A 23,780-nucleotide genomic window follows, 5' to 3' on the forward strand; every position below is an offset into this window, starting at 1 on the left:
AACGGATAATGCCCAGTTTTTCCACCAGCGCATTGATGCGCCGCCGCGCCTGCGGTCGAAAGAGAAGACCATGAAAGACACCATTCGCCAGCTGATCCAACAAGCCATCACCCAACTCGTCAACGAAGGTGTGTTGCCTGAAGGCCTGTCGCCGGCGATCCAGGTTGAAAACTCTCGCGACAAGAAAAACGGCGACTTCGCCAGTAACATCGCCATGATGCTGGCCAAGCCTGCGGGCATGAAACCGCGCGACCTGGCGGAAAAAATCATCGCGGCCCTGCCGGCTGACGAGAACGTCTCGAAGGCCGAAATCGCCGGCCCTGGCTTCCTGAACTTCTTCCAGAACACCCAGGCCCTGGCCACTCGCCTGGACGCCGCCCTGGCCGATGAACACATCGGCGTACGCAAGGCTGGCCCGGTACAGCGCACCGTGGTCGACCTGTCGGCACCGAACCTGGCCAAAGAGATGCACGTCGGCCACTTGCGCTCGACCATCATTGGCGACGGCGTAGCCCGCGTATTGGAATTCCTCGGTGACGAAGTGATCCGGCAGAACCATGTCGGCGACTGGGGCACCCAGTTCGGCATGCTGATGGCTTACCTGCAGGAAAACCCGATCACCAGCGACGAACTGTCGGACTTGGAAAACTTCTATCGCGCCGCCAAAGGGCGCTTTGACGAATCCGAAGAGTTCGCCGACCGCGCCCGTGGCCTGGTGGTCAAGCTGCAGGCTGGCGATCCTGATTGCCTGGCACTGTGGACCAAGTTCAAGGACATCTCGCTGTCCCACTGCCAGAAAATCTACGAGCTGCTGAACGTCAAGCTGACCATGGCCGACGTGATGGGCGAAAGCGCCTACAACGACGACCTGATCAATGTGGTCAACGACCTGAAGGCCGCCGGCATGCTGGTCGAGAGCAACGGCGCCCAGTGCGTGTTCCTCGACGAGTTCAAGAACGCCGACGGCGACCCGCTGCCCGTGATCATCGTCAAGGCCGACGGAGGCTACCTGTACGCCACCACCGACCTGGCCGCCGTGCGCTACCGCAGCGGCACGCTCAAGGCCGATCGCGCCCTGTACTTCGTCGACCAGCGTCAAGCCCTGCACTTCCAGCAAGTGTTCGCAGTCGCCCGTAAAGCGGGCTTCGTGACGCACCCGATGGAAATGGAACATATGGGCTTCGGTACCATGAACGGCGCTGACGGTCGCCCGTTCAAGACCCGTGACGGCGGCACCGTGAAGCTGATCGACCTGCTGACAGAAGCCCAGGAGCGCGCCTACACACTGGTGAAGGACAAGAACCCGGAGCTGGCCGAAGCCGAGCTGCGCAACATCGCCAAGGTGGTGGGTATCGGTGCGGTGAAATATGCCGACCTGTCCAAGCACCGCACCAGCGACTACAGCTTCAACTTCGACCTGATGCTGAACTTCGAGGGCAACACCGCCCCGTACCTGCTGTACGCCTACACCCGCGTGGCTGGCGTGTTCCGCAAACTCGGCAAGGACTTCAGCGAAGTCGAAGGCCAGATCGTTCTCGAAGCCCCGCACGAACTTGAACTGGCGGCAAAACTCGCGCAGTTTGGCGAGGTGCTGAACAACGTTTCCGAGAAAGGCACCCCGCACATCCTCTGCACCTACCTGTATGACGTCGCCGGCCTGTTCTCCAGCTTCTACGAGAACTGCCCGATCCTCGCCGCCGATACCCCGGAACAAATGCAGAGCCGTCTGCGCCTCGCCGCGCTGACCGGACGCACTCTCAAACAAGGCCTGGAACTCTTGGGCCTGGAAACTCTGGAGCGTATGTAAGTTGGCTGCCAAGAAAAAACCTGCACCCAAGCGTGGCGCCAGCCGTTACCAAGCTCCAGCGAAGCAACCGATCCCGGGATGGCTGTGGATGGCCATCGGCCTGACGGTCGGTGCTTTCATCGTATTCCTGATGAAGCTGGAGCCTGGCAAGGGCAGCGACACGGTCAAGCGCGAGAAAGTCGAGCAGCAACAGAAAGCCACCAAGATCGCCGAGGCCAACAAGACCCCGCCGAGTCCGACGCAACCGGTGAAGCCGAAATACGACTTCTACACCCTGTTGCCGGAATCGGAAGTGATCGTGCCACCGGATGCCGTGCCGGAAAAAACCCTGCCGACGCCGCAGGTACCGGCCATTCCGACAACGCCGGTTACACCGGCGGAAGCGGCGAAGATCGATACCGCCCGTGCCCAGGCAGCGCTGGCGGGCATTACGCCGCCGCCAGCGCCACCGGTGGCCAAGGCCGCACCGGTGACCAAGTTCTTCCTGCAGGCCGGATCGTTCCGCAAGGAGGCTGACGCGGACAAGGTGCGGGCGCAAATCATCCTGCTTGGCCAGGCGGTGGCGGTTGAATCGGGTACGGTGAAGGACGAGACCTGGTATCGGGTATTAGTGGGTCCGTTCAGTAACCGTGAGCAACTGACCACGGCACAGAAACAACTGGCCGGCGCCGGCTTCAGCAATTTGTTGTTACAACAACGCCAGAATCGCTGATTCCACCAAGGCCGCTGATCGTTCCCATGCTCCGCGTGGGAATGCAGCCCGTGACGCTCCGCGTCACTGGACGCGGAGCGTCCCTTGAGGCGTTCCCACGCGGAGCGTGGGAACGATCACCGCTGCGCAACACCACTCGTCTCCTGCCAACACCCACAGTTGAAATCCACTCCACCACCCCCATATGAATGGGCATACGGCATTTTCGCCCCGCAGCGTGGAGACTCTTCCCTTGACCACCATCGTTTCAGTTCGCCGCCACGGCAAAGTCGTCATGGGCGGCGACGGCCAGGTTTCCCTTGGCAATACCGTGATGAAAGGCAACGCGAAAAAAGTTCGTCGCCTGTACCACGGCCAGGTCATTGCCGGTTTTGCCGGTGCCACCGCTGACGCCTTTACCCTCTTCGAACGCTTCGAAGGCCAACTTGAAAAGCATCAGGGTCACCTGGTACGCGCCGCTGTCGAGCTCGCAAAGGAATGGCGTACCGATCGTTCCCTGAGCCGCCTCGAAGCCATGCTCGCGGTTGCCAACAAAGACGCCTCCCTGATCATCACCGGTAACGGCGACGTGGTCGAACCCGAAGAAGGCCTGATCGCCATGGGTTCCGGCGGCGGTTACGCCCAGGCCGCCGCTAGCGCACTGCTGAAGAAAACCGACCTGTCGGCCCGGGAGATCGTCGAGACCGCTCTCGGCATTGCCGGCGACATCTGTGTATTCACCAACCACACCCAGACCATTGAGGAGCAGGACTGCGCCGAGTAAGCCTGATTTGGCCCCGCGCCACGGCTCATTCTTGCTTGAGGTCCATTAAATATTATGTCCATGACTCCCCGTGAAATCGTCCACGAACTCAATCGCCATATCATCGGCCAGGACGATGCCAAGCGCGCCGTCGCCATTGCCCTGCGCAATCGCTGGCGCCGCATGCAGTTGCCTGAAGAACTGCGAGTTGAAGTCACACCCAAGAATATCCTGATGATCGGCCCGACCGGTGTCGGCAAGACCGAGATCGCACGTCGCCTGGCGAAACTGGCCAACGCGCCTTTCATCAAGGTCGAAGCCACCAAGTTCACCGAAGTCGGCTACGTCGGCCGTGATGTCGAATCGATCATTCGTGACCTGGCCGATGCCGCGATCAAGCTGCTGCGCGAACAGGAAATCGTCAAAGTGCGCCACCGCGCCGAAGACGCTGCCGAAGAGCGCATCCTTGACGCCCTGCTGCCTCCTGCACGCATGGGCTTCAGCAGCGACGACGCCCCGACCCAGGACTCCAATACCCGCCAACTGTTCCGCAAGCGCCTGCGCGAAGGCCAGCTGGACGACAAGGAGATCGAAATCGAAGTCGCCGAAATGGCCGGCGTCGACATCTCCGCGCCACCGGGCATGGAAGAAATGACCAACCAGCTGCAGAGCCTGTTCGCCAACATGGGCAAGGGCAAGAAGAAAGCCCGCAAGCTCAAGGTCAAAGAAGCGCTGAAGATGGTGCGCGACGAAGAAGCCAGCCGCCTGGTCAACGATGACGAGTTGAAAGCCAAGGCCCTGGAAGCAGTCGAACAGCACGGCATCGTGTTCATCGACGAAATCGACAAGGTCGCCAAGCGCGGCAACTCCGGCGGTGTCGATGTATCCCGCGAAGGCGTGCAGCGCGACTTGCTGCCGCTGATCGAAGGCTGCACCGTCAACACCAAGCTGGGCATGGTCAAGACCGACCACATCCTGTTCATCGCCTCCGGCGCCTTCCACCTGAGCAAGCCAAGCGACCTGGTGCCGGAGCTGCAAGGTCGACTGCCGATCCGTGTCGAACTCAAGGCCCTGAGCCCGGAAGATTTCGAACGCATCCTCAGCGAGCCCCACGCCTCGCTCACCGAGCAATATTGCGCGCTACTGAAAACCGAAGGCCTGGGTATCGAATTCCTGCCGAGCGGGATCAAGCGCATTGCCGAGATCGCCTGGCAGGTCAACGAAAAAACCGAAAACATCGGTGCGCGTCGCCTGCACACCTTGCTTGAACGCCTGCTGGAAGAAGTGTCTTTCAGTGCCGGCGACCTGGCCAGCGTCCATGATGACAAGGTAATCCAGATCGACGCCGACTACGTCAACAGCCACCTGGGCGAATTGGCGCAGAACGAAGACCTGTCCCGTTATATCCTGTAGGTCATGTGATTCCTTGTAGGAGCCGGCTTGCTGGCGATGGCGTACCTGAGATCGCCATCGCCAGCAAGCCGGCTCCTACAAGGGTCAGGCCACACATACAAACGGACATCCGGTCATGACCCAACTCCCCACCGACATCAAGCTGCACAAAGCCTCGAAAACCCTGACGCTCAAATACGCGTCCGGCGAGGAATACACCCTGCCCGCCGAGTTCCTGCGCGTGCACTCTCCTTCCGCCGAGGTCCAGGGCCACGGCAAACCCATCCTGCAATTTGGCAAGATCAACGTAGGACTGAGCAAGATAGAACCCGCCGGTCAGTACGCACTGAAACTGACCTTTGACGATGGCCACGACAGCGGCCTGTTCACCTGGGAATACCTCTACGAACTGGGGCGACGTCATGACGCGCTTTGGGACGATTATCTTGCCGAGCTAAAAGCCGCAGGAAAAACCCGCGACCCGAACGAATCTGTCGTCAAGCTGATGCTCTAGCCTGCGCCTCTTGCTCTTTAGAGGGCATTTTCTAATTCCATCTGTTTGAATGCTCGGCTTCAGGGTCGACGCCTGGCCCGCTTGCGAAAAAAATTAAACTCGGGTAACCAATGGACTGGCAAGGTCCCTGCAGTGCTCTCTGAATTAAAAAAGCAGTGATGCAGAATCAAAGGTCACCCGAGCAGTAGTACCTGGCAATTGCTGTGTGACTACACAGCAGGACCAAGGTGCTCGTCTCAGGGCAATGGAGCGTCGTAGATGAGTAACAAGAGTAACGATGAGTTGAAGTATCAAGCCTCTGAAAACACCTTGGGGCTTAATCCTGTCGTTGGGCTGCGTGGAAAGGATCTACTGGCTTCTGCTCGAATGGTGCTTAGGCAGGCCATCAAGCAACCGGTGCACAGCGTCAAACATGTCGCGCACTTTGGTCTTGAACTCAAGAACGTACTGCTGGGTAAATCCGGGCTGCAACCGACCAGCGATGACCGTCGCTTCGCCGATCCGGCCTGGAGCCAGAACCCGCTCTATAAACGTTATTTGCAAACCTACCTGGCGTGGCGCAAGGAACTCCACGACTGGATCGATGAAAGTAACCTCGCCCCCAAGGATGTGGCGCGTGGGCACTTCGTGATCAACCTCATGACCGAAGCCATGGCGCCGACCAACACCGCGGCCAACCCGGCGGCAGTCAAACGCTTTTTCGAAACCGGTGGCAAAAGCCTGCTCGACGGCCTCTCGCACCTGGCCAAGGATCTGGTACACAACGGCGGCATGCCGAGCCAGGTCAACATGGGTGCATTCGAGGTCGGCAAGAGCCTGGGCGTGACCGAAGGCGCGGTGGTGTTTCGCAACGATGTGCTGGAACTGATCCAGTACAAGCCGACCACCGAGCAGGTATACGAACGCCCGCTGCTGGTGGTGCCGCCGCAGATCAACAAGTTCTACGTTTTCGACCTGAGCCCGGACAAGAGCCTGGCGCGGTTCTGCCTGCGCAACAACGTGCAAACGTTCATCGTCAGCTGGCGAAATCCCACCAAGGAACAGCGAGAGTGGGGCCTGTCGACCTACATCGAAGCCCTCAAGGAAGCGGTTGACGTCGTTACCGCGATCACCGGCAGCAAAGACGTGAACATGCTCGGGGCCTGCTCCGGCGGCATCACTTGCACCGCGCTGCTGGGCCATTACGCGGCGATTGGCGAAAACAAGGTCAACGCCCTGACCTTGCTGGTGAGCGTGCTTGATACCACCCTCGACAGCGATGTTGCCCTGTTCGTCAATGAACAGACCCTTGAAGCCGCCAAGCGCCACTCGTACCAGGCCGGCGTACTGGAAGGCCGCGACATGGCGAAGGTCTTCGCCTGGATGCGCCCCAACGATCTGATCTGGAACTACTGGGTCAACAATTACCTGCTAGGCAACGAACCGCCGGTGTTCGACATCCTGTTCTGGAACAACGACACCACACGGTTGCCCGCGGCGTTCCACGGCGACCTGATCGAACTGTTCAAAAATAACCCACTGATTCGCCCGAATGCACTGGAAGTGTGCGGCACCCCCATCGACCTCAAGCAGGTGACGGCCGACATCTTTTCCCTGGCCGGCACCAACGACCACATCACCCCGTGGAAGTCCTGCTACAAGTCGGCGCAACTGTTTGGCGGCAACGTTGAATTCGTGCTGTCGAGCAGCGGGCATATCCAGAGCATCCTGAACCCGCCGGGCAATCCGAAATCGCGCTACATGACCAGCACCGAAGTGGCGGAAAATGCCGATGAATGGCAAGCGAATGCCACCAAGCATACCGATTCCTGGTGGCTGCACTGGCAGGCCTGGCAGGCCCAACGCTCGGGCGAGCTGAAAAAGTCCCCGACAAAACTGGGCAGCAAGGCGTATCCGGCAGGTGAAGCGGCGCCAGGCACGTACGTGCACGAACGGTAACTGACACACCCCGCCTTCACCTGTAGGAGCGAGCCTGCTCGCGAAAAACGTGAGGACAACGCGTTAACTCAGACAGCACGCGTTATCGTTAACGTCCTTCGCGAGCAGGCTCGCTCCTACAGGGGTTCGGGGATGAATTCATAAACAGGGCTAGAAGCATGCCGCAACCGTTCATATTCCGCACCGTCGACCTGGATGGCCAGACCCTCCGCACGGCGGTGCGCCCCGGCAAGCCTCACTTGACGCCCTTGCTGATTTTCAACGGCATCGGCGCCAACCTGGAGCTGGTGTTTCCGTTCGTCGCAGCGCTGGACCCGGACCTCGAAGTCATCGCCTTCGACGTACCCGGTGTTGGCGGTTCATCGACGCCCAATCGTCCATATCGTTTCCCAGGCCTGGCAAAGCTCACGGCACGCATGCTCGACTACCTCGATTACGGGCGAGTCAACGTGATCGGCGTGTCATGGGGTGGCGCCCTTGCGCAACAGTTCGCCTATGACTATCCAGAGCGGTGCAAGAAGCTGGTCCTGGCAGCGACAGCCGCGGGTACGGTGATGGTGCCGGGCAAGCCGAAAGTCTTGTGGATGATGGCCAGCCCACGACGGTACATCCAGCCATCCCACGTGATCCGCATTGCGCCGATGATCTACGGCGGCTCGTTCCGTCGCGACCCGACGCTGGCTGCAAGCCATGCGGCAAAGGTCCGTTCGGCGGGCAAGCTCGGTTACTACTGGCAACTGTTCGCCGGCTTCGGCTGGACCAGCATCCACTGGCTGCACAAGATCAATCAGCCGACCCTGGTCCTGGCCGGCGACGACGACCCCTTGATTCCGTTGGTCAACATGCGCTTGCTGGCCTGGCGGATCCCCAATGCCCAACTGCACATCATCGACGACGGCCATCTGTTCTTGATCACCCGGGCCGAAGCGGTGGCACCGATCATCATGAAGTTCCTTGAAGAGGAGCGCCAGCGTGCGGTGATGCACCCGCATCCGGCGCCACTGGGTGGCTGAGCGGCTCATTTCTTGTATGGCAAAGAGGAGGTGGCAGGACATCGCACCGCGCAACAACCTGCTACAGCGTCTATGGTGTTCTGGTTCGGTGTTTTGTATTTAGCCTGAAGACGAAGGAGTGTTGAGACATGCGCGATAAACCTGCGAGGGAGTCACTACCCACCCCCGCCAAGTTCATCAACGCACAAAGTGCGATTACCGGCCTGCGTGGCCGGGATCTGGTTTCGACTTTGCGCAGTGTCGCCGCCCATGGCCTGCGCCACCCCGTGCACACCGCGCGACACGCCTTGAAACTGGGTGGTCAACTGGGACGCGTGTTGCTGGGCGACACCCTGCATCCCACCAACCCGCAAGACCGTCGCTTCGACGATCCGGCGTGGAGTCTCAATCCCTTTTATCGTCGCAGCCTGCAGGCGTACCTGAGCTGGCAGAAGCAGGTCAAGAGCTGGATCGACGAAAGCAACATGAGCCCGGATGACCGCGCCCGTGCGCACTTCGCGTTCGCCCTGCTCAACGATGCCGTGTCGCCGTCCAACAGCCTGCTCAATCCGCTGGCGATCAAGGAAATCTTCAACTCCGGCGGCAACAGCCTGGTGCGCGGGATCGGCCATCTGGTCGATGACCTCTTGCACAACGATGGCTTGCCCCGGCAAGTCACCAGGCATGCATTCGAGGTTGGCAAGACCGTCGCCACCACCACCGGCGCCGTGGTGTTTCGCAACGAGCTGCTGGAGCTGATCCAATACAAGCCGATGAGCGAAAAGCAGTATTCCAAACCGCTGCTGGTGGTGCCGCCACAGATCAACAAGTACTACATTTTTGACCTCAGCCCCCATAACAGCTTCGTCCAGTTCGCGCTCAAGAACGGCCTGCAAACCTTCGTCATCAGCTGGCGCAATCCGGATGTACGTCACCGCGAATGGGGCCTGTCGACCTACGTCGAAGCGGTGGAAGAAGCCATGAATGTCTGCCGGGCAATCACCGGCGCGCGCGAGGTCAACCTGATGGGCGCCTGCGCTGGCGGGCTGACCATTGCTGCCCTGCAGGGCCACTTGCAAGCCAAGCGACAGCTGCGCCGCATCTCCAGCGCGACGTACCTGGTGAGCCTGCTCGACAGCCAACTGGACAGCCCGGCCACACTCTTCGCCGACGAACAGACCCTGGAGGCGGCCAAGCGCCGCTCCTACCAGAAAGGTGTGCTGGAAGGCCGCGACATGGCCAAGGTTTTCGCCTGGATGCGCCCCAACGATTTGATCTGGAGCTACTTCGTCAACAATTACCTGATGGGCAAGGAGCCGCCGGCGTTCGACATTCTCTACTGGAACAATGACAACACACGCCTGCCGGCCGCCCTGCATGGTGACTTGCTGGACTTCTTCAAGCACAACCCGCTGAGCCATCCGGGTGGCCTGGAAGTGTGCGGCACCCCGATCGACTTGCAAAAGGTCACCGTCGACAGTTTCAGCGTGGCCGGCATCAACGATCACATCACGCCGTGGGACGCGGTGTATCGCTCAACCCTGTTGCTCGGTGGCGAGCGTCGCTTTGTCCTGGCCAACAGCGGTCATGTGCAGAGCATTCTCAACCCGCCGAACAATCCGAAAGCCAACTACCTCGAAGGTGCAAAACTAAGCAGCGACCCCAGGGCCTGGTACTACGACGCCAAGCCCGTCGACGGTAGCTGGTGGACGCAATGGCTGGGCTGGATTCAGGAGCGCTCGGGCGCGCAAAAAGAAACCCACATGGCCCTCGGCAATCAGAATTATCCACCGATGGAGGCGGCGCCCGGGACTTACGTGCGCGTGCGCTGATGTTCAACGACCGCGGCCTTTAACGGCCGTGGCATGACCCGATCATAAGAAGACTGGATGAAAACCCGCGAACGGATACTCGAATGTGCCCTGCAGTTGTTCAATGAGAAGGGCGAACCGAATGTTTCCACCATGGAAGTCGCCAACGAAATGGGCATCAGCCCGGGCAATCTGTATTACCACTTCCACGGCAAGGAGCCGCTGATTCTCGGCCTGTTCGAACGTTTCCAGGCCGAACTGTCCCCGTTGCTCGATCCTCCGGCCGACGTCGAACTGGCTCCTGAGGATTACTGGCTGTTCCTGCACCTGATCGTCGAGCGCCTGTCACACTATCGCTTCCTGTTCCAGGACCTGTCGAATCTGGCCGGGCGCCTGCCGAAACTGGCCAAGGGTATTCGCAACTTGCTCAATGCGCTCAAGCGCACACTGGCGTCGCTGCTGGCTCGACTGAAGGCCTTGGGGCAATTGGTCAGCGACACCCAGGCGCTGGGGCAATTGGTGGAGCAGATCACCCTGACGCTGCTGTTCTCACTGGACTATCAGCGGATTCTGGGCCGTGAAGGCGAAGTTCGGTTGGTGGTCTACCAGATCATGATGCTGGTGGCGCCGCATCTGTTGCCCTCGATCAAGGCGGCGACTGAGCAGATGGCGATGCAGTACCTGGAGGAGCATTAAGATCAAAAGATCGCAGCCTGCGGCAGCTCCTACATTGGATCGCATTGACCTGTAGGAGCTGCCGCAGGCTGCGATCTATTCAAGCCTCAAACAAAAACGCCCGACCTTGGCAGGCCGGGCGTTTTTTTGAGCCCTGAACTATCAGGACTGACTGGTTGGCGTCGATGGAGCTGACGCGGCAGTCTGGGTTACAGCAGGGGTCGGCGCGGAAGCGGAGTTCGAAGTGCTTGCCACAGCTGCCGAAGTCACCGGAGTTGCCGGTTTGGCGGTAGCCTCTGCTGGTTTGGCTGCGGCAGCTTTCGGAGCCGCCGGTTTTTTCACTGCTGGTTTCTTCGCTGCAGCAGGTTTTGCCGCTGGCTTGGCTGCCGGTTTAGCGGCAGCGGTTTTCGCTGCAGGCTTGGCGGCGGTTTTAGCAGCTGCCGGTTTGGCCGCTGATTTTGCAGCTGGCTTGGCGGCGGCTGGCTTGGCGGCAGCAGTTTTTGCAGCCGGTTTGGCCGCCGCTTTGGCCAATGGCTTGGCTGCGGTTTTGGCAGCCGGTTTAGCGGCTGGTTTGGCTGCCGCGGTTTTCGCCGCAACAGGCGCAACCTTGGCACCGGTAAGTTTTTCGATTTGCTTGGTCAGGGTATCGACCTTGCTGTGCAGAGCCTTGACTTCATTGCGGCTCGGCACGCCCAGGCGCGAAATGGCGCTGTTCAGGCGCTTGTCGAAAGCCCCTTCCAGCTCATCCCACTTGCCCAGTGCACGATCTTTTACGCCGCTGATGCGCGACTTGGCCGACGATGCGGAGTCCTTGGCGGCGTCGACAGTCTTGCCAACAGCGCTCTTGGTCAGCTTCTCGGCTTTCTCGCCGTCCTTTACCAGCGAGTCGAAGAGTTTGCTGCCGTCAGTGTCGATCTTCGAGTACACGCCTAAACCAGCCAGCCAGATTTTGCGGGAGTAGTCTTCGACTTTTCCGATCCACGAGCTGCTTTCTTTTTCGGTGTTCTTTTTACCAGCCATCCCGTTCTCCTTAAGATTTACGCGCGACGCGTTCGAGCAGTGCCGTCAGCTCATCGAGCTTGGCAGAGAGTGTCTCAACGTCATGTTTAGACGGAATGCCGATGCGATTCAAGGTACTTGCGACACGCGTGTCGAACGCTCTCTCGACTTTGTCGAGCTGAACTTCGACCTTGCCTTTGAAAGTGCTCACTTCACTCTTGGCTTCGTCGATCTCGGCATTGGCTGCTTCAAGCTTCTGGGCAACTGCTTTTTTGCCTTTGGTTTCAACTGCTTGCCCAGCCTTGATCAGCTCTTGAAAGTACTCGCTACCCTCTTGGCCGACCTTGGTGTAGGCACCCAGGCCTGCCAGCCAGATCCTGCGGGCATACGATTTGACGTCATGCAGAGCGGTCGTCGATGCGTCGATTTTTTTCTTCAAAATAACTTTGGCCATGGTCCACCTCACGCGCAGAAGGTTTGAGGAATTGCCCGCGAAAGTGTCGGGCTCCGGCACAAAGTAGGGAGAAAAATTAGAAACGGCACCCTAACAACTGACATACATGCTTGGACGCACCGCAAATCAAACTGTGGGAGCGAGCCTGCTCGCGAAGGCGTCAGGCCAGTCAATATACATATCGAATGACACATGGCTTTCGCGAGCAGGCTCGCTCCCACAGGGGATCTCATTCCAACCAGAAATCAGACCAACGCTTTATCGAGCGCCTTTTCGATTTCCGCTTTGATCATGCCGCTCATGGCCGACATCATCAGGCCCAACTCCACATCGACCTTGATCGAGTCTTCAGTGACATGCACCGCACCTTTCACACCGGAGCGCTTGAGGTTCAAGGTGTCGCCAGACCACTGCGGTTCCAGGCCATACTGATCGGAAAGTTTCTGCGCCAGCTTGTCGGCCTTCTCGCGGGCCGCTTCCTTACCCAGGCCATGGGCACGTTCAACACTAATATGGGCCATCAAATGACTCCTGCTTTATGGGGGCGATCCTGAGGCATCTTGACCTCTGCTGCGTCAAAACGTCCCGATGGTTGCCCATCTTACCTTCAGCCTTGCCAAGACAAAGCATGCCTTGGGGATTAGAATGTCGCGCATTCTCTTTTGGTGACAGCGATATGACTGATCAGCGCAAAGGCAACGATGCCGAACCCACCACTCACTTCGGCTTCAAAAACGTTCCGGAAAGCCAGAAAGCGGAAAAAGTCGCTGAGGTTTTTCACTCCGTAGCCGCCAAGTACGACCTGATGAACGACCTCCTGTCGGGCGGCATGCACCGTCTGTGGAAGCGTTTCGCAATCGAACTGTCGGGCGTGCGCACAGGTAACCGGGTGCTGGACATCGCCGGCGGCACGGGTGACCTGACCCGCAAGTTCTCGCACCTCGTTGGCCCGACTGGCCAGGTGGTGCTGGCCGACATCAACGAATCCATGCTCAAGGTCGGTCGTGACCGCCTGCTGGACCTGGGTGTGGCCGGCAATGTCGAATTCGTCCAGGCCGATGCGGAAAAACTGCCGTTCCCGGACAACCATTTCGACTGCGTGACCATCGCCTTCGGCCTGCGCAACGTCACGCACAAGGAAGACGCCCTGCGTTCGATGCTGCGCGTGCTCAAGCCTGGCGGTCGCCTGCTGGTGCTGGAGTTCTCCAAGCCGACCAACGCGCTGATGTCCAAGGCCTACGACGCCTACTCTTTCGCCTTCATGCCACTGATGGGCAAGCTGATCACCAACGACTCGGAAAGCTATCGCTACCTGGCCGAATCGATCCGCATGCACCCGAACCAGGAAACCCTGAAATCGATGATGGTCGAGGCCGGCTTCGACCGCGTGACCTATCACAACATGACCGCAGGCATCGTCGCCCTGCACCGTGGCATCAAGCCCTGATGCTGCTCGCCGGCCTGCTCGCCAGCGTTGAGCTCGGCCTGAACCGAGTGCTGCGTCTCGACAGCACGGCACTGCCGCGGCTGGCGCATTTGGCCGGCAAAGTGATTGCCGTGGACTGCCGCAGCCCGGCGCTGCAAGTGTTCATCCTGCCCAGCGATGAAGGCCTGATGCTCGCGTCCCAATGGGAAACCGGCGCCGACTGCACCCTGCGCGCACCGGCCTCGAGCCTGCTGAAACTGGCGATGAGCAAAGACAAGACTTCGGTACTGCATGCACCCGAAGTCGAGCTCGACGGCGACAGCGGTGTATTGCTGGAACTGGCGGCGATCCTCCAGGACCTCGAGCTGGATTGGGAGTACGAACTCTCGCGCTGGCTTGGCCCTGTCGCCACGCAATTGGTCGGCGGTCATCTGCGCAGCCGTGCCCGCTGGTATCAGCAAGGATTCGCCAGCCTCGGCCAGAACCTGGGCGAATACCTGGCTGAAGAATCACGTACCCTCGTCGGTCAGCGCGAAGCCGAAGCCCGATTCAGTGAACTGGACCAGATCAAACTCGATCTGGAACGTCTCGAGGCGCGTTTCGAGCGCCTTTCCCGATCCCTCGACCCAAGCGATAACGCATGAAGCTGCTTGCCGTCCGCCGTTTGTTGCGCATCCAGCGCGTCGTGATCCGCTACCGCCTCGATGACCTGCTGTTCGCCCTGCCGCTGCCCTGGTTTCTCCTGGTGCTGCGTTACGCCTTGCCGTGGCGCTGGTTCCCGCGCAAGACGCTGGACCTGAGTCGTGGCGCACGATTGCGCTTGGCGCTGCAGGACCTGGGGCCGATTTTCATCAAGTTCGGGCAGATCCTGTCCACCCGCCGCGACCTGCTGCCCGAAGACATCGCCGATGAGCTGATGATGCTGCAGGACCGCGTGCCGCCGTTCGACTCGCAAGTGTCGGTCAATCTGATCGAAGAGCAGCTGGGCAAGAAAATCAGCGAAGTGTTCAGCCGCTTCGACGTCGAACCACTGGCCTCGGCATCGGTGGCCCAAGTGCACGCTGCACAGCTGAAAACCGGCGAGGAAGTCGTGGTCAAGGTGATCCGGCCTGGCCTCAAACCAGTGATCGCGCAAGACCTGGCGTGGCTGTTCATCCTCGCCCGCGCCGCCGAAAAACTCTCGGCCGATGCGCGCCTGCTGCACCCGGTGGACGTGGTCCAGGACTACGAAAAAACCATCTACGACGAACTCGACCTGCTGCGCGAAGCGGCCAACGCCAGCCAGCTCAAGCGCAACTTCGAGGGTTCGCCACTGCTGTACGTACCACAAGTCTATTGGGACTGGTGCCGGCCGAAAGTGCTGGTGATGGAGCGTATCTACGGCATCCAGGTGACCGACCTCGCGACCCTGGCGGACCAACGCACCGACATGAAAATGCTCGCCGAACGCGGCGTGGAGATCTTCTTCACCCAAGTGTTTCGCGACAGCTTCTTCCATGCCGACATGCACCCCGGCAACATCTTCGTCAGCACGGTGCAGCCGTGGAGCCCGCAATACATCGCGATCGACTGCGGTATCGTCGGCAGCCTTACCCCCCAGGACCAGGATTACCTGGCGCGCAACCTGTTCGCGTTCTTCAAGCGCGATTACCGGCGAGTGGCACAGCTGCACATCGATTCGGGCTGGGTGCCGGCAGAAACCAAACTCAACGAATTCGAAGCGGCGATCCGGACGGTCTGCGAACCGATCTTCGAAAAACCGTTAAAAGATATTTCCTTCGGCCAAGTGCTGATGCGCCTGTTCCAGACAGCTCGTCGCTTCAACATGGAAGTGCAGCCGCAACTTGTCCTGTTGCAAAAAACCCTGTTGAACATCGAAGGCCTGGGCCGCCAGCTGTACCCGGACCTCGACCTGTGGAACACCGCGCAACCCTTCCTCGAGCGCTGGATGCGTGACCGCGTCAGTCCCAAAGCCTTGTTTGGCAACGTGCAATCCCAGATCGAACAGATCCCGCACTTGGCCAATATGACCCGTGACCTGCTCGAACGCCTGTCCCAGCCCCATGCCAACGATCCGCCGCCACCCTGGCATCGACGCCGCGACGACTGGTTCCTGCGCCTGCTCGGTACGGCCCATCTGGCCGGTGGCGCGATCCTCGCCGCGGGCGGGCCATTGAACGATCTGGCCTATTGGCCAGCGGGCATCATGATGGCGGTCGGCTTGTATCTGGTCGTTCGCCGATAGCCAGTTGTGCTGCGCACTGGCACACTGTTTCAACGTTGAGCCCGACTAATGATGTGTCGGGCTTGCTGTCGGAGTCGAAGATGAAAAACTGGCTGGACGAGATCAAATGGGACGCCGACGGCCTGGTGCCGGCGATTGCCCAGGACCACAAGACCGGGCGCGTCCTGATGATGGCCTGGATGAACCGCGAAGCACTGGAACTGACGGCTGCCGAGAACCGCGCCATCTACTGGTCGCGCTCGCGCGGCAAGCTGTGGCGCAAGGGCGAAGAGTCCGGTCATGTGCAGACCCTGCATGAGATGCGCCTGGACTGCGACGCCGACGTGATCATCCTGATGGTCGAGCAGATTGGCGACATTGCCTGTCATACCGGGCGCCAGAGCTGCTTCTACCGTGTTTTCGAGAACGGCGACTGGACGACTGTCGACCCGGTCCTGAAAGATCCGCACGCCATCTATTGCGCAGGACACAAACATGAGTGACACGTTGATCCGTCTGGCCCAGGTGCTGGAAGAGCGCAAAGGCGCCGCCGCCGACAGCTCGTACGTCGCCAGCCTGTACCACAAGGGCTTGAACAAGATTCTGGAAAAAGTTGGCGAAGAGTCAGTAGAGACCATCATTGCCGCCAAGGACGCCGCCATCAGCGGCGACTGCAGCGATGTGATCTACGAAACCGCCGATTTATGGTTCCACAGCATGGTCATGCTCGCCCAATTGGGGCAGCATCCCCAGGCTGTACTCGATGAACTGGACCGTCGCTTCGGTCTGTCCGGACACGCCGAGAAAGCCTCGCGCCCGTCCGCCTGAATAACTATTAGAGAGGAGCAGCAGCATGGGCATTTTTGACTGGAAACACTGGGTCGTCATTCTGGTTGTCGTGGTACTGGTATTCGGCACCAAGAAACTGAAAAACCTCGGCACCGACGTCGGCGAGTCCATCAAGGGCTTTCGCAAGGCCATGAACGACGACGAAAAACCGGCCGACCCGACCGCGACTCCGGCCCAACCGGTTCCGCCGGTTCAGCCACAGGCCACTGTTAACCAGCCGCACACCATCGACGTGCAGGCGCAAAAAGTCGAAGAGCCGATCCGCAAAGACTCGTGAGCACTGACTAATGTTTGGTATCAGCTTCTCTGAACTGCTGCTCGTTGGCCTCGTCGCCCTGCTGGTGCTGGGCCCCGAGCGCCTGCCGGGCGCTGCGCGTACCGCCGGCCTGTGGGTTGGCCGCCTCAAGCGCAGCTTCAACGCAATCAAACAGGAAGTTGAACGTGAAATCGGTGCCGACGAGATTCGTCGGCAACTGCACAACGAGCACATCCTGTCGCTTGAGCAGGAGGCCCGCAAGATCTTCTCGCCGACCCAGCAGCAACCGACACCTGTCGAGCCTGCAGCGTCGCCGACGATTCATGCGCCTGTCGTTGAATCTGCGCCAGTCGAAGTTGTACCTGTCGCAACGACCCCGGTCGAACACGTTGCACCTGCGGCGGCGCCCGTTGCGCCGGCCCCTCAAGACCCAACATTGCCGCCGCGAGCCCCATGAGCGATCTTCCTGAAAACGACCAGCACATGCCGCTGGTTTCGCACCTCACTGAGTTGCGTACCCGCCTGCTGCGCTGCGTAGCGGCGATCTTCATCATCTTTGCCGGGCTGTTCGCCTTTACCCAGCAAATCTACACCTTCGTCTCGACACCGCTGCGGGCCTACCTGCCAGCCGGTGCGACGATGATTGCCACGGATGTGTCGTCGCCGTTCCTGACGCCACTGAAGCTGACCATGATGGTGTCGTTGTTCCTGGCGATTCCGGTGATCCTGCACCAGATCTGGGGCTTCATCGCACCGGGCCTGTACAAGCATGAGAAACGCATCGCCGTGCCCTTGCTGTGTTCGAGCATCGTGCTGTTCTACGCCGGCATGGCGTTCGCCTATTTCCTGGTGTTCCCGCTGATCTTCAAATTCTTCGCCGCCGCCACCCCGGCCGGCGTGGAAATGATGACCGACATCACCAGCTACCTCGATTTCGTCATGACGCTCTTCTTCGCCTTCGGCGTGGCGTTCGAAATCCCGGTGGCCGTGGTGCTGCTGGTGTGGATCGGCGTGGTCGACGTGAAGTACCTGAAGAAAATCCGTCCGTACGTGATCATCGGCTGCTTCGTCGTCGGCATGATCCTGACCCCGCCGGACATTTTCTCGCAGACCCTGCTGGCCGTACCGATGTGGCTGTTGTTCGAGATCGGCATCCTGTTCGGCAGCCTGATCAGCAAGCGTGGCGAGCATCCGGACGACCAGCCTGCCGACGATAACAACGACCAGCCGCCAGCGACCCAACCGTGAACCTGCTGCTCCTTGAAGAGGCCGACTTTATTGCGGCCGACCGGGTGGTTCTGCGCGATCGGCGGTTGACCCACATGCAGGAAGTCCACCGCTGCGAAGTGGGTGACAGCATGCGTGTCGGCCGCATCGACGGGCTGATGGGCTCGGCGGAGGTTCTGCGCCTGGACGCCAACGAGGCGGAACTGCGCGTCACCCTCGACCAGCCCCCACCCGCCAAGTTGCCGTTGACCCTGGTCCTGGCCCTGCCGCGGCCCAAGATGCTGCGCAGGGTGTTCCAGACCGTCGCGGCCATGGGTGTGCCACGGGTCGTGCTGGTGAACAGCTATCGCGTCGAGAAGAGCTTCTGGCAGACACCGTTCCTGGAGCCCGAGGCCATTCGCGAGCAATTGATCCTGGGCCTCGAACAAGCCAGGGACAGCGTGTTGCCGCAAGTCGTGATCGAGAAACGCTTCAAGCCGTTCGTCGAAGATCGCCTGCCTGCCATTACCGAGGGCACTCTCGGCCTGGTTGGTCATCCAGGCCAATACCCGCCCTGCCCCCGCGCCCTCACCGAGCCCGTGACCCTGGCCATCGGCCCGGAAGGTGGCTGGATCCCCTACGAGATCGACTTGCTGGGCAAGTCCGGCCTGCAACCGGTGCAGCTGGGCGAGCGCATCCTGCGCGTGGAAACTGCCGTTACCGCGCTGCTCGCCCGGCTCTTCTAACCAAACACCGCCCCCCTGTAGGAGCGAGCATGCTCGCGATGGCCAACAGAGCGCCGCAGGGTTTCAGGCAGCCAGCGTCATCGTTAACGACCTTCGCGAGCATGCTCGCTCCTACAGGATTTCCCCCGCCTGCCGATATACCTCCCATGAAACCAATGTTTGCTCCGGGAGAGTTGCAGCATGTACCAATCGCTAGCCGATAAACTGGGGAACGTAAGCGTAAACCGCAAGCTGGGCGTCGGCTTCGGTCTTGTGCTGCTGCTGACGATGCTGATCACCTTCACGGGCTGGACCGGCCTGAGCGACGTCACCCGTCGCGGTGATACGCTGGGGTTCATTTCCGATATCAACGGGATGACCAAAGACCTGCGCATCGCCCGCCTGGATTACGAAATGCGCCGCGGCGAACAAGGCCCTGGCGCCGTCAACGATTTGCTGGGCAAGCTCGACACCAGCCTGCAAGCGGCTCGCCGGATGATCGAGCAACCCGCCGACGTGACCATGGTCGACCAGCAATTGGCCGCCGTCAGCCAGTACAAGCAAGCTTTCGCGTCCATGACCCAGATCAGCGCCAGTCGCGAAGATGCTCGCAGCAAATTGGGCGCCACCGCCGACAATGCCGTGGCCAAAGTCGCCGAAGTCGAACAATCCCTGCTGCAAGGCGACAGCGTGGCGCAGTTCAACAGCGTGATCGACTTGAGCAAATTGATCCAGCAAGCGCGCTTTCAGGTGCGTGGCTACACCTATAGCGGCAAGGCCGAGGCAGAACAGCCAGCGCTGGACGCCATCGACAACGCCCTGAAATATCTGCAAAGCCTGCCGTCGAAGCTGCCAGAACAACACATCGCTAACTTGCAGCAAGCAACAGACTCGCTCAGGGCTTACCGCGCCGCGGTCATCCAATACCACGATTCCCAGACCGCCAGCGCCGATGCATTCAAACATATGGCTGCCCAAGGCGAGATTCTGCTCGACGTCAGCAAGAAGCTCACCGTCTCGCAAACCCTGGTGCGCGATACCGACGTAGCGCACGCCAAGAACATGCTGTTGCTGGCCACCCTCCTGGCCTTGGTCATAGGCCTGTTTGCCGCCTGGGCCATCACCCGGCAGATCGTGATTCCGCTGAACCAGACCCTCAAGGCGGCCGAACGCATCGCCGCCGGCGACCTGACCCACAACCTGGTGTCCCGTCGCCAGGATGAACTTGGCCAACTGCAGCGCGCCATTCAGAGCATGACCCAAGGCCTGCGCGAATTGATCGGCGGCATCAGCGACGGCGTCACGCAGATCGCCAGCGCCGCCGAGGAACTGTCGGCCGTCACCGAACAGACCAGCGCCGGGGTCAACAGCCAGAAGGTCGAGACCGATCAGGTGGCGACCGCCATGAACGAGATGACCGCAACGGTGCAGGAAGTCGCACGCAACGCTGAGGAAGCCTCGGAGGCCGCTGTAGCAGCCGACCAGCAGGCCCGCGAAGGTGACAAGGTAGTCGGCGAAGCCATCGCGCAGATCGAGCGCCTGGCCAAGGAAGTGGGTCACTCCACCGAGGCCATGGGCGAGCTCAAGCGCGAAAGCGACAAGATCGGCAGCGTGCTCGACGTGATCAAGTCGGTGGCCCAACAAACCAACCTGCTGGCGCTCAACGCGGCTATTGAAGCCGCCCGTGCCGGTGAGGCGGGGCGCGGTTTTGCCGTGGTCGCTGATGAAGTGCGCAGCCTGGCCCAGCGTACCCAGAAGTCCACGGAAGAAATCGAAGAGCTGATCGTCGGCCTGCAAAGCGGCACCCAGCACGTGGCCAACATCATGGACAACAGTCGCGCCCTGACCGACAGCAGCGTGGAACTGACCCGTCGCGCCGGCGGCTCACTTGAAAACATCACACGCACGGTGTCGGCGATCCAGGCGATGAACCAACAGATTGCCGCCGCGGCTGAACAACAGAGCGCCGTGGCCGAAGAGATCAACCGAAGCGTGCTGAACGTGCGTGATGTGTCGGACCAGACGTCGGCTGCGAGTGAAGAGACGGCGGCGTCCAGCATCGAGCTGGCGCGATTGGGGACGCATTTGCAGATGCTGGTGGGCAAGTTCAGGGTTTGAGGTGATGCGAGAGCCTCGGTTCGCCTGGGACCGAGGTGATGCCTTCGCGAGCAGGCTCGCCCCACAGGGTTCTGTCGTACACAGATCCACTGTGGGGCGAGCCTGCTCGCGAAGGGATTGAGCAGCCGGTGAAGTTACAGAACTTGACGAAGAAACGCCTGCGCCCGCGGATCCTTCGGCGCATCAAAGAACTCTGCCGGCGAAGCGTCTTCAAGCAGCTTGCCATGGTCAAAGAACAACACCCGGTCCGCCACTTCACGGGCAAAGCCCATTTCATGGGTGACGCAGACCATGGTCATGCCTTCCACGGCCAGTGTCTTCATCACATCCAGCACTTCGCCAACCATTTCCGGGTCGAGCGCCGAGGTCGGCTCATCGAACAGCATCACCTTCGGTTCCATCGCCAGCGCACGGGCAATCGCTACCCGCTGTTGCTGACCGCCGGACAGCCGCGACGGAAATTCGTTGGCTTTCTGCGCAATACCGACCTTTTCGAGCAGCACCATGGCCTTGGCCTCGCGCTCTTTCTTGCCGCGCTTGCGCACGACTTTCTGCGCCAGGCACAGGTTTTCCAGCACTGTCATGTGCGGGAACAGGTTGAAATGCTGGAATACCATGCCAACTTCACGGCGGTAGGCGTTCACGTCGGTTTTCGGATCGGCCAGTTGCAGGCCGTCGATGCTCACCGAGCCAGAGTCAAACTCCTCCAGGCCGTTAAGGCAACGCAAGAAGGTCGACTTGCCGGAACCGGACGGACCGATCACAACCAGCACTTCGCCTTTGGCGACCGTTGTACTGACGTTATCCACGGCGCGTACCACTTGGCCACGGGTATCGAAGACTTTTACCAGATCGCGGACTTCAATCACTTTGCGCGAGCCTCCGCTCAAGCCGGCTGGCGATTTTCGACAGCGGCAGGTTAATCAACAGGTACAGGCCGGCGACGCAGAATAGGATTTCGAACGGCGAGAACGAGGTGGTGATGACTTCGCGACCGCTCTTGAGCAGTTCGGTAATCGCGATCACCGACACCAGCGACGTGTCTTTCACCAGACTGATGAATTGCCCGGCCAGCGGCGGCAGTACGCGCTTGAACGCTTGCGGCAGCACCACGTGGCGCATCGACTGACCCGCGCTCAAGCCGAGGGAGCGGGCCGCTTCGTTCTGGCCACGGGCGATCGACTGCACGCCGGAGCGGATGATCTCTGCGACGTAGGCGCCGGTGAACAGCGACAGCGCGGCGATCCCGGCGAATTCCCGGGACAGGTTCATTACGGTGCCGATGAAGAAGTAGAAAATGAAGATTTGCACCAGCAGCGGAGTACCGCGCACCAGTTCGACGTAGATGGTCGAGAGGTCGCGCAGGGTCGGGTTATTCGACAGCCGACACAGGCCCGTCGCCAAGCCAATCAACAGGCCGAGCACGCCGGACACCACGGACAGCCACAATGTGGTCCAGAGACCCCACAACAGCGGCCCGGCGGCCCAGTGGCGGGTTACGCCAATCACATCGCCTTCGGCCACATCATCGCCCTGGGCGACTTGCAGGCTGTTTTCGTCGACGATCAGGTGTTGTTCGTCGCCTGCGTCATTGCGCAGCGTGACCTCAGCTTTATCGCCCTTGCGCACTAACTCGCTGACGGTGGAGATGTCGGCGGCGCGCTGGGATTCTTCGGCGTGGTAGGCAAAGTACTGCGGTACGCGGTTCCAGCGCCATTCGTAGGACATCAGCGAGGTGGCGTAATACAACGCGCCAGCCAGGCCGATCAGCACCAGCACGGTCAGGACGTGCCAGGGCCATTGGGCTTTTTTCTGTTTCATGAACGCTTCTCTGATTCGCTCGTTCCCACGCTCTGCGTGGGAATGCATCCTTTGACGCTCTGCGTCACGCTTGCGAAGGGACGCGGAGCGTCCCGGGCGGCATTCCCACGCAGAGCGTGGGAACGATCAAGTAGAGGTGTTACTCCATATCCTTCTGCCATGCGGTGTCTTTGAACCATTTGTCATGGATGCGATCGTAGGTGCCGTCTTCTTGGATCTGGTGCAGGAAGTTGTTGATGAAGTTGATGCTGTCGTAGTCACCCTTCTTCAGGCCGAAGGCCAGCGGCTCGTAGGTGAACGGCTTGTCGAGGAACACCAGCTTGCCGTTGCCGACCTTGTTCACGGCGACAACGTTGTAAGGGGCGTCGTAGATGAAGGCGTCGGCCTTGCCATTGACCACGTCGAGCACAGCTTCCTGCTCGTTGTCGTAGCCGTGGTACTTGGCTTTGGCAATGAGCTTTTTGGCGACCATCTCGCCGGTGGTGCCGAGTTTTGAGGTGATGCGGTAGTCAGCGGTGTTCAAGTCTTTGTAGGACTTGATGGTGCCTTCCAGCTCCTTGCGGATCAGCAGGGTCTGGCCGACCACGATGAACGGTTCGCTGAAGTTCAGGCGCAGGTTGCGCTCCTGGGTCAGGGTCATGCCGCTGCCGATCATGTCGAACTTGTCGGTCAGCAGGGCCGGGATGATGCCGTCGTAGCCGGTGGACACCAGCTCCAGCTTGACGCCCATGGCCTTGGACATGGCTTTGAGGATGTCGACTTCGAAACCGATGATTTCGCCGCGCTTGTTGGTCATTTCGAACGGCATGTAGGTCGGGTCCATGCCGACTTTCAACGTGCCGCGCTTGACCGCGTCATCAATGGCACCGGCCTGCGCCGCGCTGACTGCAACCAATGCCGTGACGCCGAGCAGCAGCATCGACAGATACTTCTTCATCTTCAAGTCCCCAAAACCATTGCGTTTGCGGCACGAAATCGACAGTTTTCCTGAGAAAACCGATAGATACGGACGCAAAACGGTCCGGGCGCACCAATTCGGGGACGGATGCTAACGCACCTGTCCAATTGCACAAGTTTTTTGGGCAATTGATCGTTCCCACGCTCTGCGTGGGAATGCAG

At 60.2% G+C, this 23,780-nt stretch carries 25 protein-coding genes and 1 pseudogene; 20 read left to right on the forward strand and 6 right to left on the reverse strand.

Annotated elements, in window-relative coordinates:
- Positions 1–70 precede the first annotated feature (70 nt).
- The 9 genes from argS to PSUM_RS21140 all read left to right on the forward strand — a co-directional run bounded on the left by argS (position 71) and on the right by PSUM_RS21140 (position 10,604).
- Complete coding sequence (argS, locus tag PSUM_RS21100; protein ID WP_033044373.1) at positions 71–1,807, forward strand: arginine--tRNA ligase; 1,737 nt, start codon at positions 71–73, stop codon at positions 1,805–1,807.
- Between the two features lies 1 nt (position 1,808).
- Positions 1,809–2,519: an SPOR domain-containing protein gene (locus tag PSUM_RS21105; protein ID WP_008058118.1), complete on the forward strand. Its 711-nt coding sequence runs from the start codon at positions 1,809–1,811 to the stop codon at positions 2,517–2,519.
- A gap of 232 nt (positions 2,520–2,751) precedes the next feature.
- Positions 2,752–3,282, forward strand: a complete 531-nt coding sequence (gene hslV, locus PSUM_RS21110) for an ATP-dependent protease subunit HslV (RefSeq protein WP_020801247.1) — start codon at positions 2,752–2,754, stop codon at positions 3,280–3,282.
- Positions 3,283–3,336: 54 nt separating this feature from the next.
- Positions 3,337–4,674: an ATP-dependent protease ATPase subunit HslU gene (hslU, locus tag PSUM_RS21115; RefSeq protein ID WP_020801248.1), complete on the forward strand. Its 1,338-nt coding sequence runs from the start codon at positions 3,337–3,339 to the stop codon at positions 4,672–4,674.
- A 115-nt stretch (positions 4,675–4,789) separates the two neighbouring features.
- Complete coding sequence (locus PSUM_RS21120; protein ID WP_008058116.1) at positions 4,790–5,167, forward strand: gamma-butyrobetaine hydroxylase family protein; 378 nt, start codon at positions 4,790–4,792, stop codon at positions 5,165–5,167.
- Between the two features lie 258 nt (positions 5,168–5,425).
- Positions 5,426–7,105 (forward strand): class II poly(R)-hydroxyalkanoic acid synthase, encoded by a 1,680-nt coding sequence (phaC, locus tag PSUM_RS21125; RefSeq protein ID WP_020801024.1) that lies wholly within the window; start codon positions 5,426–5,428, stop codon positions 7,103–7,105.
- 158 nt (positions 7,106–7,263) lie between these two features.
- The gene (phaZ, locus tag PSUM_RS21130) at positions 7,264–8,118 is read left to right on the forward strand and encodes a poly(3-hydroxyalkanoate) depolymerase (RefSeq protein ID WP_020801023.1); all 855 of its coding nucleotides are present in this window, start codon (positions 7,264–7,266) and stop codon (positions 8,116–8,118) included.
- A 128-nt stretch (positions 8,119–8,246) separates the two neighbouring features.
- Entirely contained in the window at positions 8,247–9,929 is a 1,683-nt protein-coding gene (phaC, locus tag PSUM_RS21135) for a class II poly(R)-hydroxyalkanoic acid synthase (protein WP_083350021.1), read from the forward strand.
- 57 nt (positions 9,930–9,986) lie between these two features.
- Positions 9,987–10,604, forward strand: coding sequence for a TetR/AcrR family transcriptional regulator (locus PSUM_RS21140; RefSeq protein ID WP_020801021.1), 618 nt, complete (start codon positions 9,987–9,989; stop codon positions 10,602–10,604).
- 141 nt (positions 10,605–10,745) lie between these two features.
- Here the strand turns inward: PSUM_RS21140 and PSUM_RS21145 are convergent, their stop codons facing one another.
- The 3 genes from PSUM_RS21145 to PSUM_RS21155 all read right to left on the reverse strand — a co-directional run bounded on the left by PSUM_RS21145 (position 10,746) and on the right by PSUM_RS21155 (position 12,557).
- Positions 10,746–11,603, reverse strand: a complete 858-nt coding sequence (locus PSUM_RS21145; protein WP_020801020.1) for a phasin family protein — start codon at positions 11,601–11,603, stop codon at positions 10,746–10,748.
- Positions 11,604–11,613: 10 nt separating this feature from the next.
- A complete protein-coding gene (locus PSUM_RS21150; protein ID WP_020801019.1) occupies positions 11,614–12,036 on the reverse strand; it encodes a phasin family protein in 423 nt (140 codons plus the stop codon).
- 245 nt (positions 12,037–12,281) lie between these two features.
- Positions 12,282–12,557 (reverse strand): polyhydroxyalkanoic acid system family protein, encoded by a 276-nt coding sequence (locus PSUM_RS21155; RefSeq protein ID WP_033045330.1) that lies wholly within the window; start codon positions 12,555–12,557, stop codon positions 12,282–12,284.
- Positions 12,558–12,712: 155 nt separating this feature from the next.
- Here PSUM_RS21155 and ubiE point away from each other — a divergent pair, with 155 nt between their 5' ends.
- From ubiE to PSUM_RS32675, 11 genes and pseudogenes are all read left to right on the forward strand, one after another.
- Positions 12,713–13,483, forward strand: coding sequence for a bifunctional demethylmenaquinone methyltransferase/2-methoxy-6-polyprenyl-1,4-benzoquinol methylase UbiE (gene ubiE / locus PSUM_RS21160; RefSeq protein WP_033045331.1), 771 nt, complete (start codon positions 12,713–12,715; stop codon positions 13,481–13,483).
- Complete coding sequence (locus PSUM_RS21165; protein ID WP_020801016.1) at positions 13,483–14,106, forward strand: ubiquinone biosynthesis accessory factor UbiJ; 624 nt, start codon at positions 13,483–13,485, stop codon at positions 14,104–14,106. Before ubiE ends, PSUM_RS21165 begins: the two co-directional genes overlap by 1 nt.
- Positions 14,103–15,707 (forward strand): ubiquinone biosynthesis regulatory protein kinase UbiB, encoded by a 1,605-nt coding sequence (gene ubiB, locus PSUM_RS21170; protein ID WP_020801015.1) that lies wholly within the window; start codon positions 14,103–14,105, stop codon positions 15,705–15,707. Before PSUM_RS21165 ends, ubiB begins: the two co-directional genes overlap by 4 nt.
- Before the next feature lie 80 nt (positions 15,708–15,787).
- Positions 15,788–16,189 carry a phosphoribosyl-AMP cyclohydrolase gene (gene hisI, locus PSUM_RS21175; protein ID WP_033045332.1) on the forward strand — a complete coding sequence of 134 codons (402 nt, stop codon included), beginning with the start codon at positions 15,788–15,790 and terminating at the stop codon, positions 16,187–16,189.
- Entirely contained in the window at positions 16,182–16,514 is a 333-nt protein-coding gene (locus PSUM_RS21180) for a phosphoribosyl-ATP diphosphatase (protein WP_020801013.1), read from the forward strand. Before hisI ends, PSUM_RS21180 begins: the two co-directional genes overlap by 8 nt.
- 25 nt (positions 16,515–16,539) lie before the next feature.
- Positions 16,540–16,812: a twin-arginine translocase TatA/TatE family subunit gene (locus PSUM_RS21185; protein WP_020801012.1), complete on the forward strand. Its 273-nt coding sequence runs from the start codon at positions 16,540–16,542 to the stop codon at positions 16,810–16,812.
- 10 nt (positions 16,813–16,822) lie between these two features.
- Positions 16,823–17,248: a Sec-independent protein translocase protein TatB gene (tatB, locus tag PSUM_RS21190; RefSeq protein ID WP_033045334.1), complete on the forward strand. Its 426-nt coding sequence runs from the start codon at positions 16,823–16,825 to the stop codon at positions 17,246–17,248.
- On the forward strand, positions 17,245–18,039 hold the full coding sequence (gene tatC, locus PSUM_RS21195) for a twin-arginine translocase subunit TatC (protein ID WP_008058092.1): 795 nt from the start codon (positions 17,245–17,247) through the stop codon (positions 18,037–18,039). The genes tatB and tatC overlap by 4 nt, the downstream gene beginning before the upstream one ends.
- Positions 18,036–18,743 carry a 16S rRNA (uracil(1498)-N(3))-methyltransferase gene (locus tag PSUM_RS21200; RefSeq protein WP_033045335.1) on the forward strand — a complete coding sequence of 236 codons (708 nt, stop codon included), beginning with the start codon at positions 18,036–18,038 and terminating at the stop codon, positions 18,741–18,743. Before tatC ends, PSUM_RS21200 begins: the two co-directional genes overlap by 4 nt.
- Positions 18,744–19,010: 267 nt before the next feature.
- A pseudogene (locus tag PSUM_RS32670) lies at positions 19,011–19,985 on the forward strand (methyl-accepting chemotaxis protein); the annotation flags it as partial.
- Positions 19,986–20,126: 141 nt separating this feature from the next.
- Complete coding sequence (locus PSUM_RS32675) at positions 20,127–20,840, forward strand: methyl-accepting chemotaxis protein (RefSeq protein WP_370628331.1); 714 nt, start codon at positions 20,127–20,129, stop codon at positions 20,838–20,840.
- A gap of 134 nt (positions 20,841–20,974) precedes the next feature.
- Here the strand turns inward: PSUM_RS32675 and PSUM_RS21210 are convergent, their stop codons facing one another.
- The 3 genes from PSUM_RS21210 to PSUM_RS21220 form a co-directional block, all read right to left on the reverse strand.
- The gene (locus tag PSUM_RS21210) at positions 20,975–21,709 is read right to left on the reverse strand and encodes an amino acid ABC transporter ATP-binding protein (protein ID WP_020798521.1); all 735 of its coding nucleotides are present in this window, start codon (positions 21,707–21,709) and stop codon (positions 20,975–20,977) included.
- Positions 21,702–22,661, reverse strand: coding sequence for an amino acid ABC transporter permease (locus PSUM_RS21215; RefSeq protein ID WP_033045447.1), 960 nt, complete (start codon positions 22,659–22,661; stop codon positions 21,702–21,704). Before PSUM_RS21215 ends, PSUM_RS21210 begins: the two co-directional genes overlap by 8 nt.
- Positions 22,662–22,800: 139 nt before the next feature.
- The gene (locus tag PSUM_RS21220) at positions 22,801–23,598 is read right to left on the reverse strand and encodes a transporter substrate-binding domain-containing protein (protein ID WP_020798519.1); all 798 of its coding nucleotides are present in this window, start codon (positions 23,596–23,598) and stop codon (positions 22,801–22,803) included.
- Between the last annotated feature and the right edge of the window lie 182 nt (positions 23,599–23,780).

The sequence above is a fragment of the Pseudomonas umsongensis genome, from assembly GCF_002236105.1.
GTDB lineage: Bacteria > Pseudomonadota > Gammaproteobacteria > Pseudomonadales > Pseudomonadaceae > Aquipseudomonas > Aquipseudomonas umsongensis.

Coding starts and splice junctions, on each gene's coding strand:
- tatC (WP_008058092.1), top strand. CDS start 17,245: ATGAGCGATCTTCCTGAAAACGACCAGCACATGCCGCTGGTTTCGCAC.
- argS (WP_033044373.1), top strand. CDS start 71: ATGAAAGACACCATTCGCCAGCTGATCCAACAAGCCATCACCCAACTC.
- tatB (WP_033045334.1), top strand. CDS start 16,823: ATGTTTGGTATCAGCTTCTCTGAACTGCTGCTCGTTGGCCTCGTCGCC.
- phaZ (WP_020801023.1), top strand. CDS start 7,264: ATGCCGCAACCGTTCATATTCCGCACCGTCGACCTGGATGGCCAGACC.
- PSUM_RS21120 (WP_008058116.1), top strand. CDS start 4,790: ATGACCCAACTCCCCACCGACATCAAGCTGCACAAAGCCTCGAAAACC.
- PSUM_RS21220 (WP_020798519.1), bottom strand. CDS start 23,598: ATGAAGAAGTATCTGTCGATGCTGCTGCTCGGCGTCACGGCATTGGTT.
- PSUM_RS21150 (WP_020801019.1), bottom strand. CDS start 12,036: ATGGCCAAAGTTATTTTGAAGAAAAAAATCGACGCATCGACGACCGCT.
- phaC (WP_020801024.1), top strand. CDS start 5,426: ATGAGTAACAAGAGTAACGATGAGTTGAAGTATCAAGCCTCTGAAAAC.
- ubiB (WP_020801015.1), top strand. CDS start 14,103: ATGAAGCTGCTTGCCGTCCGCCGTTTGTTGCGCATCCAGCGCGTCGTG.
- PSUM_RS21145 (WP_020801020.1), bottom strand. CDS start 11,603: ATGGCTGGTAAAAAGAACACCGAAAAAGAAAGCAGCTCGTGGATCGGA.
- hisI (WP_033045332.1), top strand. CDS start 15,788: ATGAAAAACTGGCTGGACGAGATCAAATGGGACGCCGACGGCCTGGTG.
- PSUM_RS21185 (WP_020801012.1), top strand. CDS start 16,540: ATGGGCATTTTTGACTGGAAACACTGGGTCGTCATTCTGGTTGTCGTG.
- PSUM_RS32675 (WP_370628331.1), top strand. CDS start 20,127: ATGAACGAGATGACCGCAACGGTGCAGGAAGTCGCACGCAACGCTGAG.
- phaC (WP_083350021.1), top strand. CDS start 8,247: ATGCGCGATAAACCTGCGAGGGAGTCACTACCCACCCCCGCCAAGTTC.
- PSUM_RS21215 (WP_033045447.1), bottom strand. CDS start 22,661: ATGAAACAGAAAAAAGCCCAATGGCCCTGGCACGTCCTGACCGTGCTG.
- PSUM_RS21140 (WP_020801021.1), top strand. CDS start 9,987: ATGAAAACCCGCGAACGGATACTCGAATGTGCCCTGCAGTTGTTCAAT.
- PSUM_RS21155 (WP_033045330.1), bottom strand. CDS start 12,557: ATGGCCCATATTAGTGTTGAACGTGCCCATGGCCTGGGTAAGGAAGCG.
- ubiE (WP_033045331.1), top strand. CDS start 12,713: ATGACTGATCAGCGCAAAGGCAACGATGCCGAACCCACCACTCACTTC.
- PSUM_RS21180 (WP_020801013.1), top strand. CDS start 16,182: ATGAGTGACACGTTGATCCGTCTGGCCCAGGTGCTGGAAGAGCGCAAA.
- PSUM_RS21165 (WP_020801016.1), top strand. CDS start 13,483: ATGCTGCTCGCCGGCCTGCTCGCCAGCGTTGAGCTCGGCCTGAACCGA.
- hslU (WP_020801248.1), top strand. CDS start 3,337: ATGTCCATGACTCCCCGTGAAATCGTCCACGAACTCAATCGCCATATC.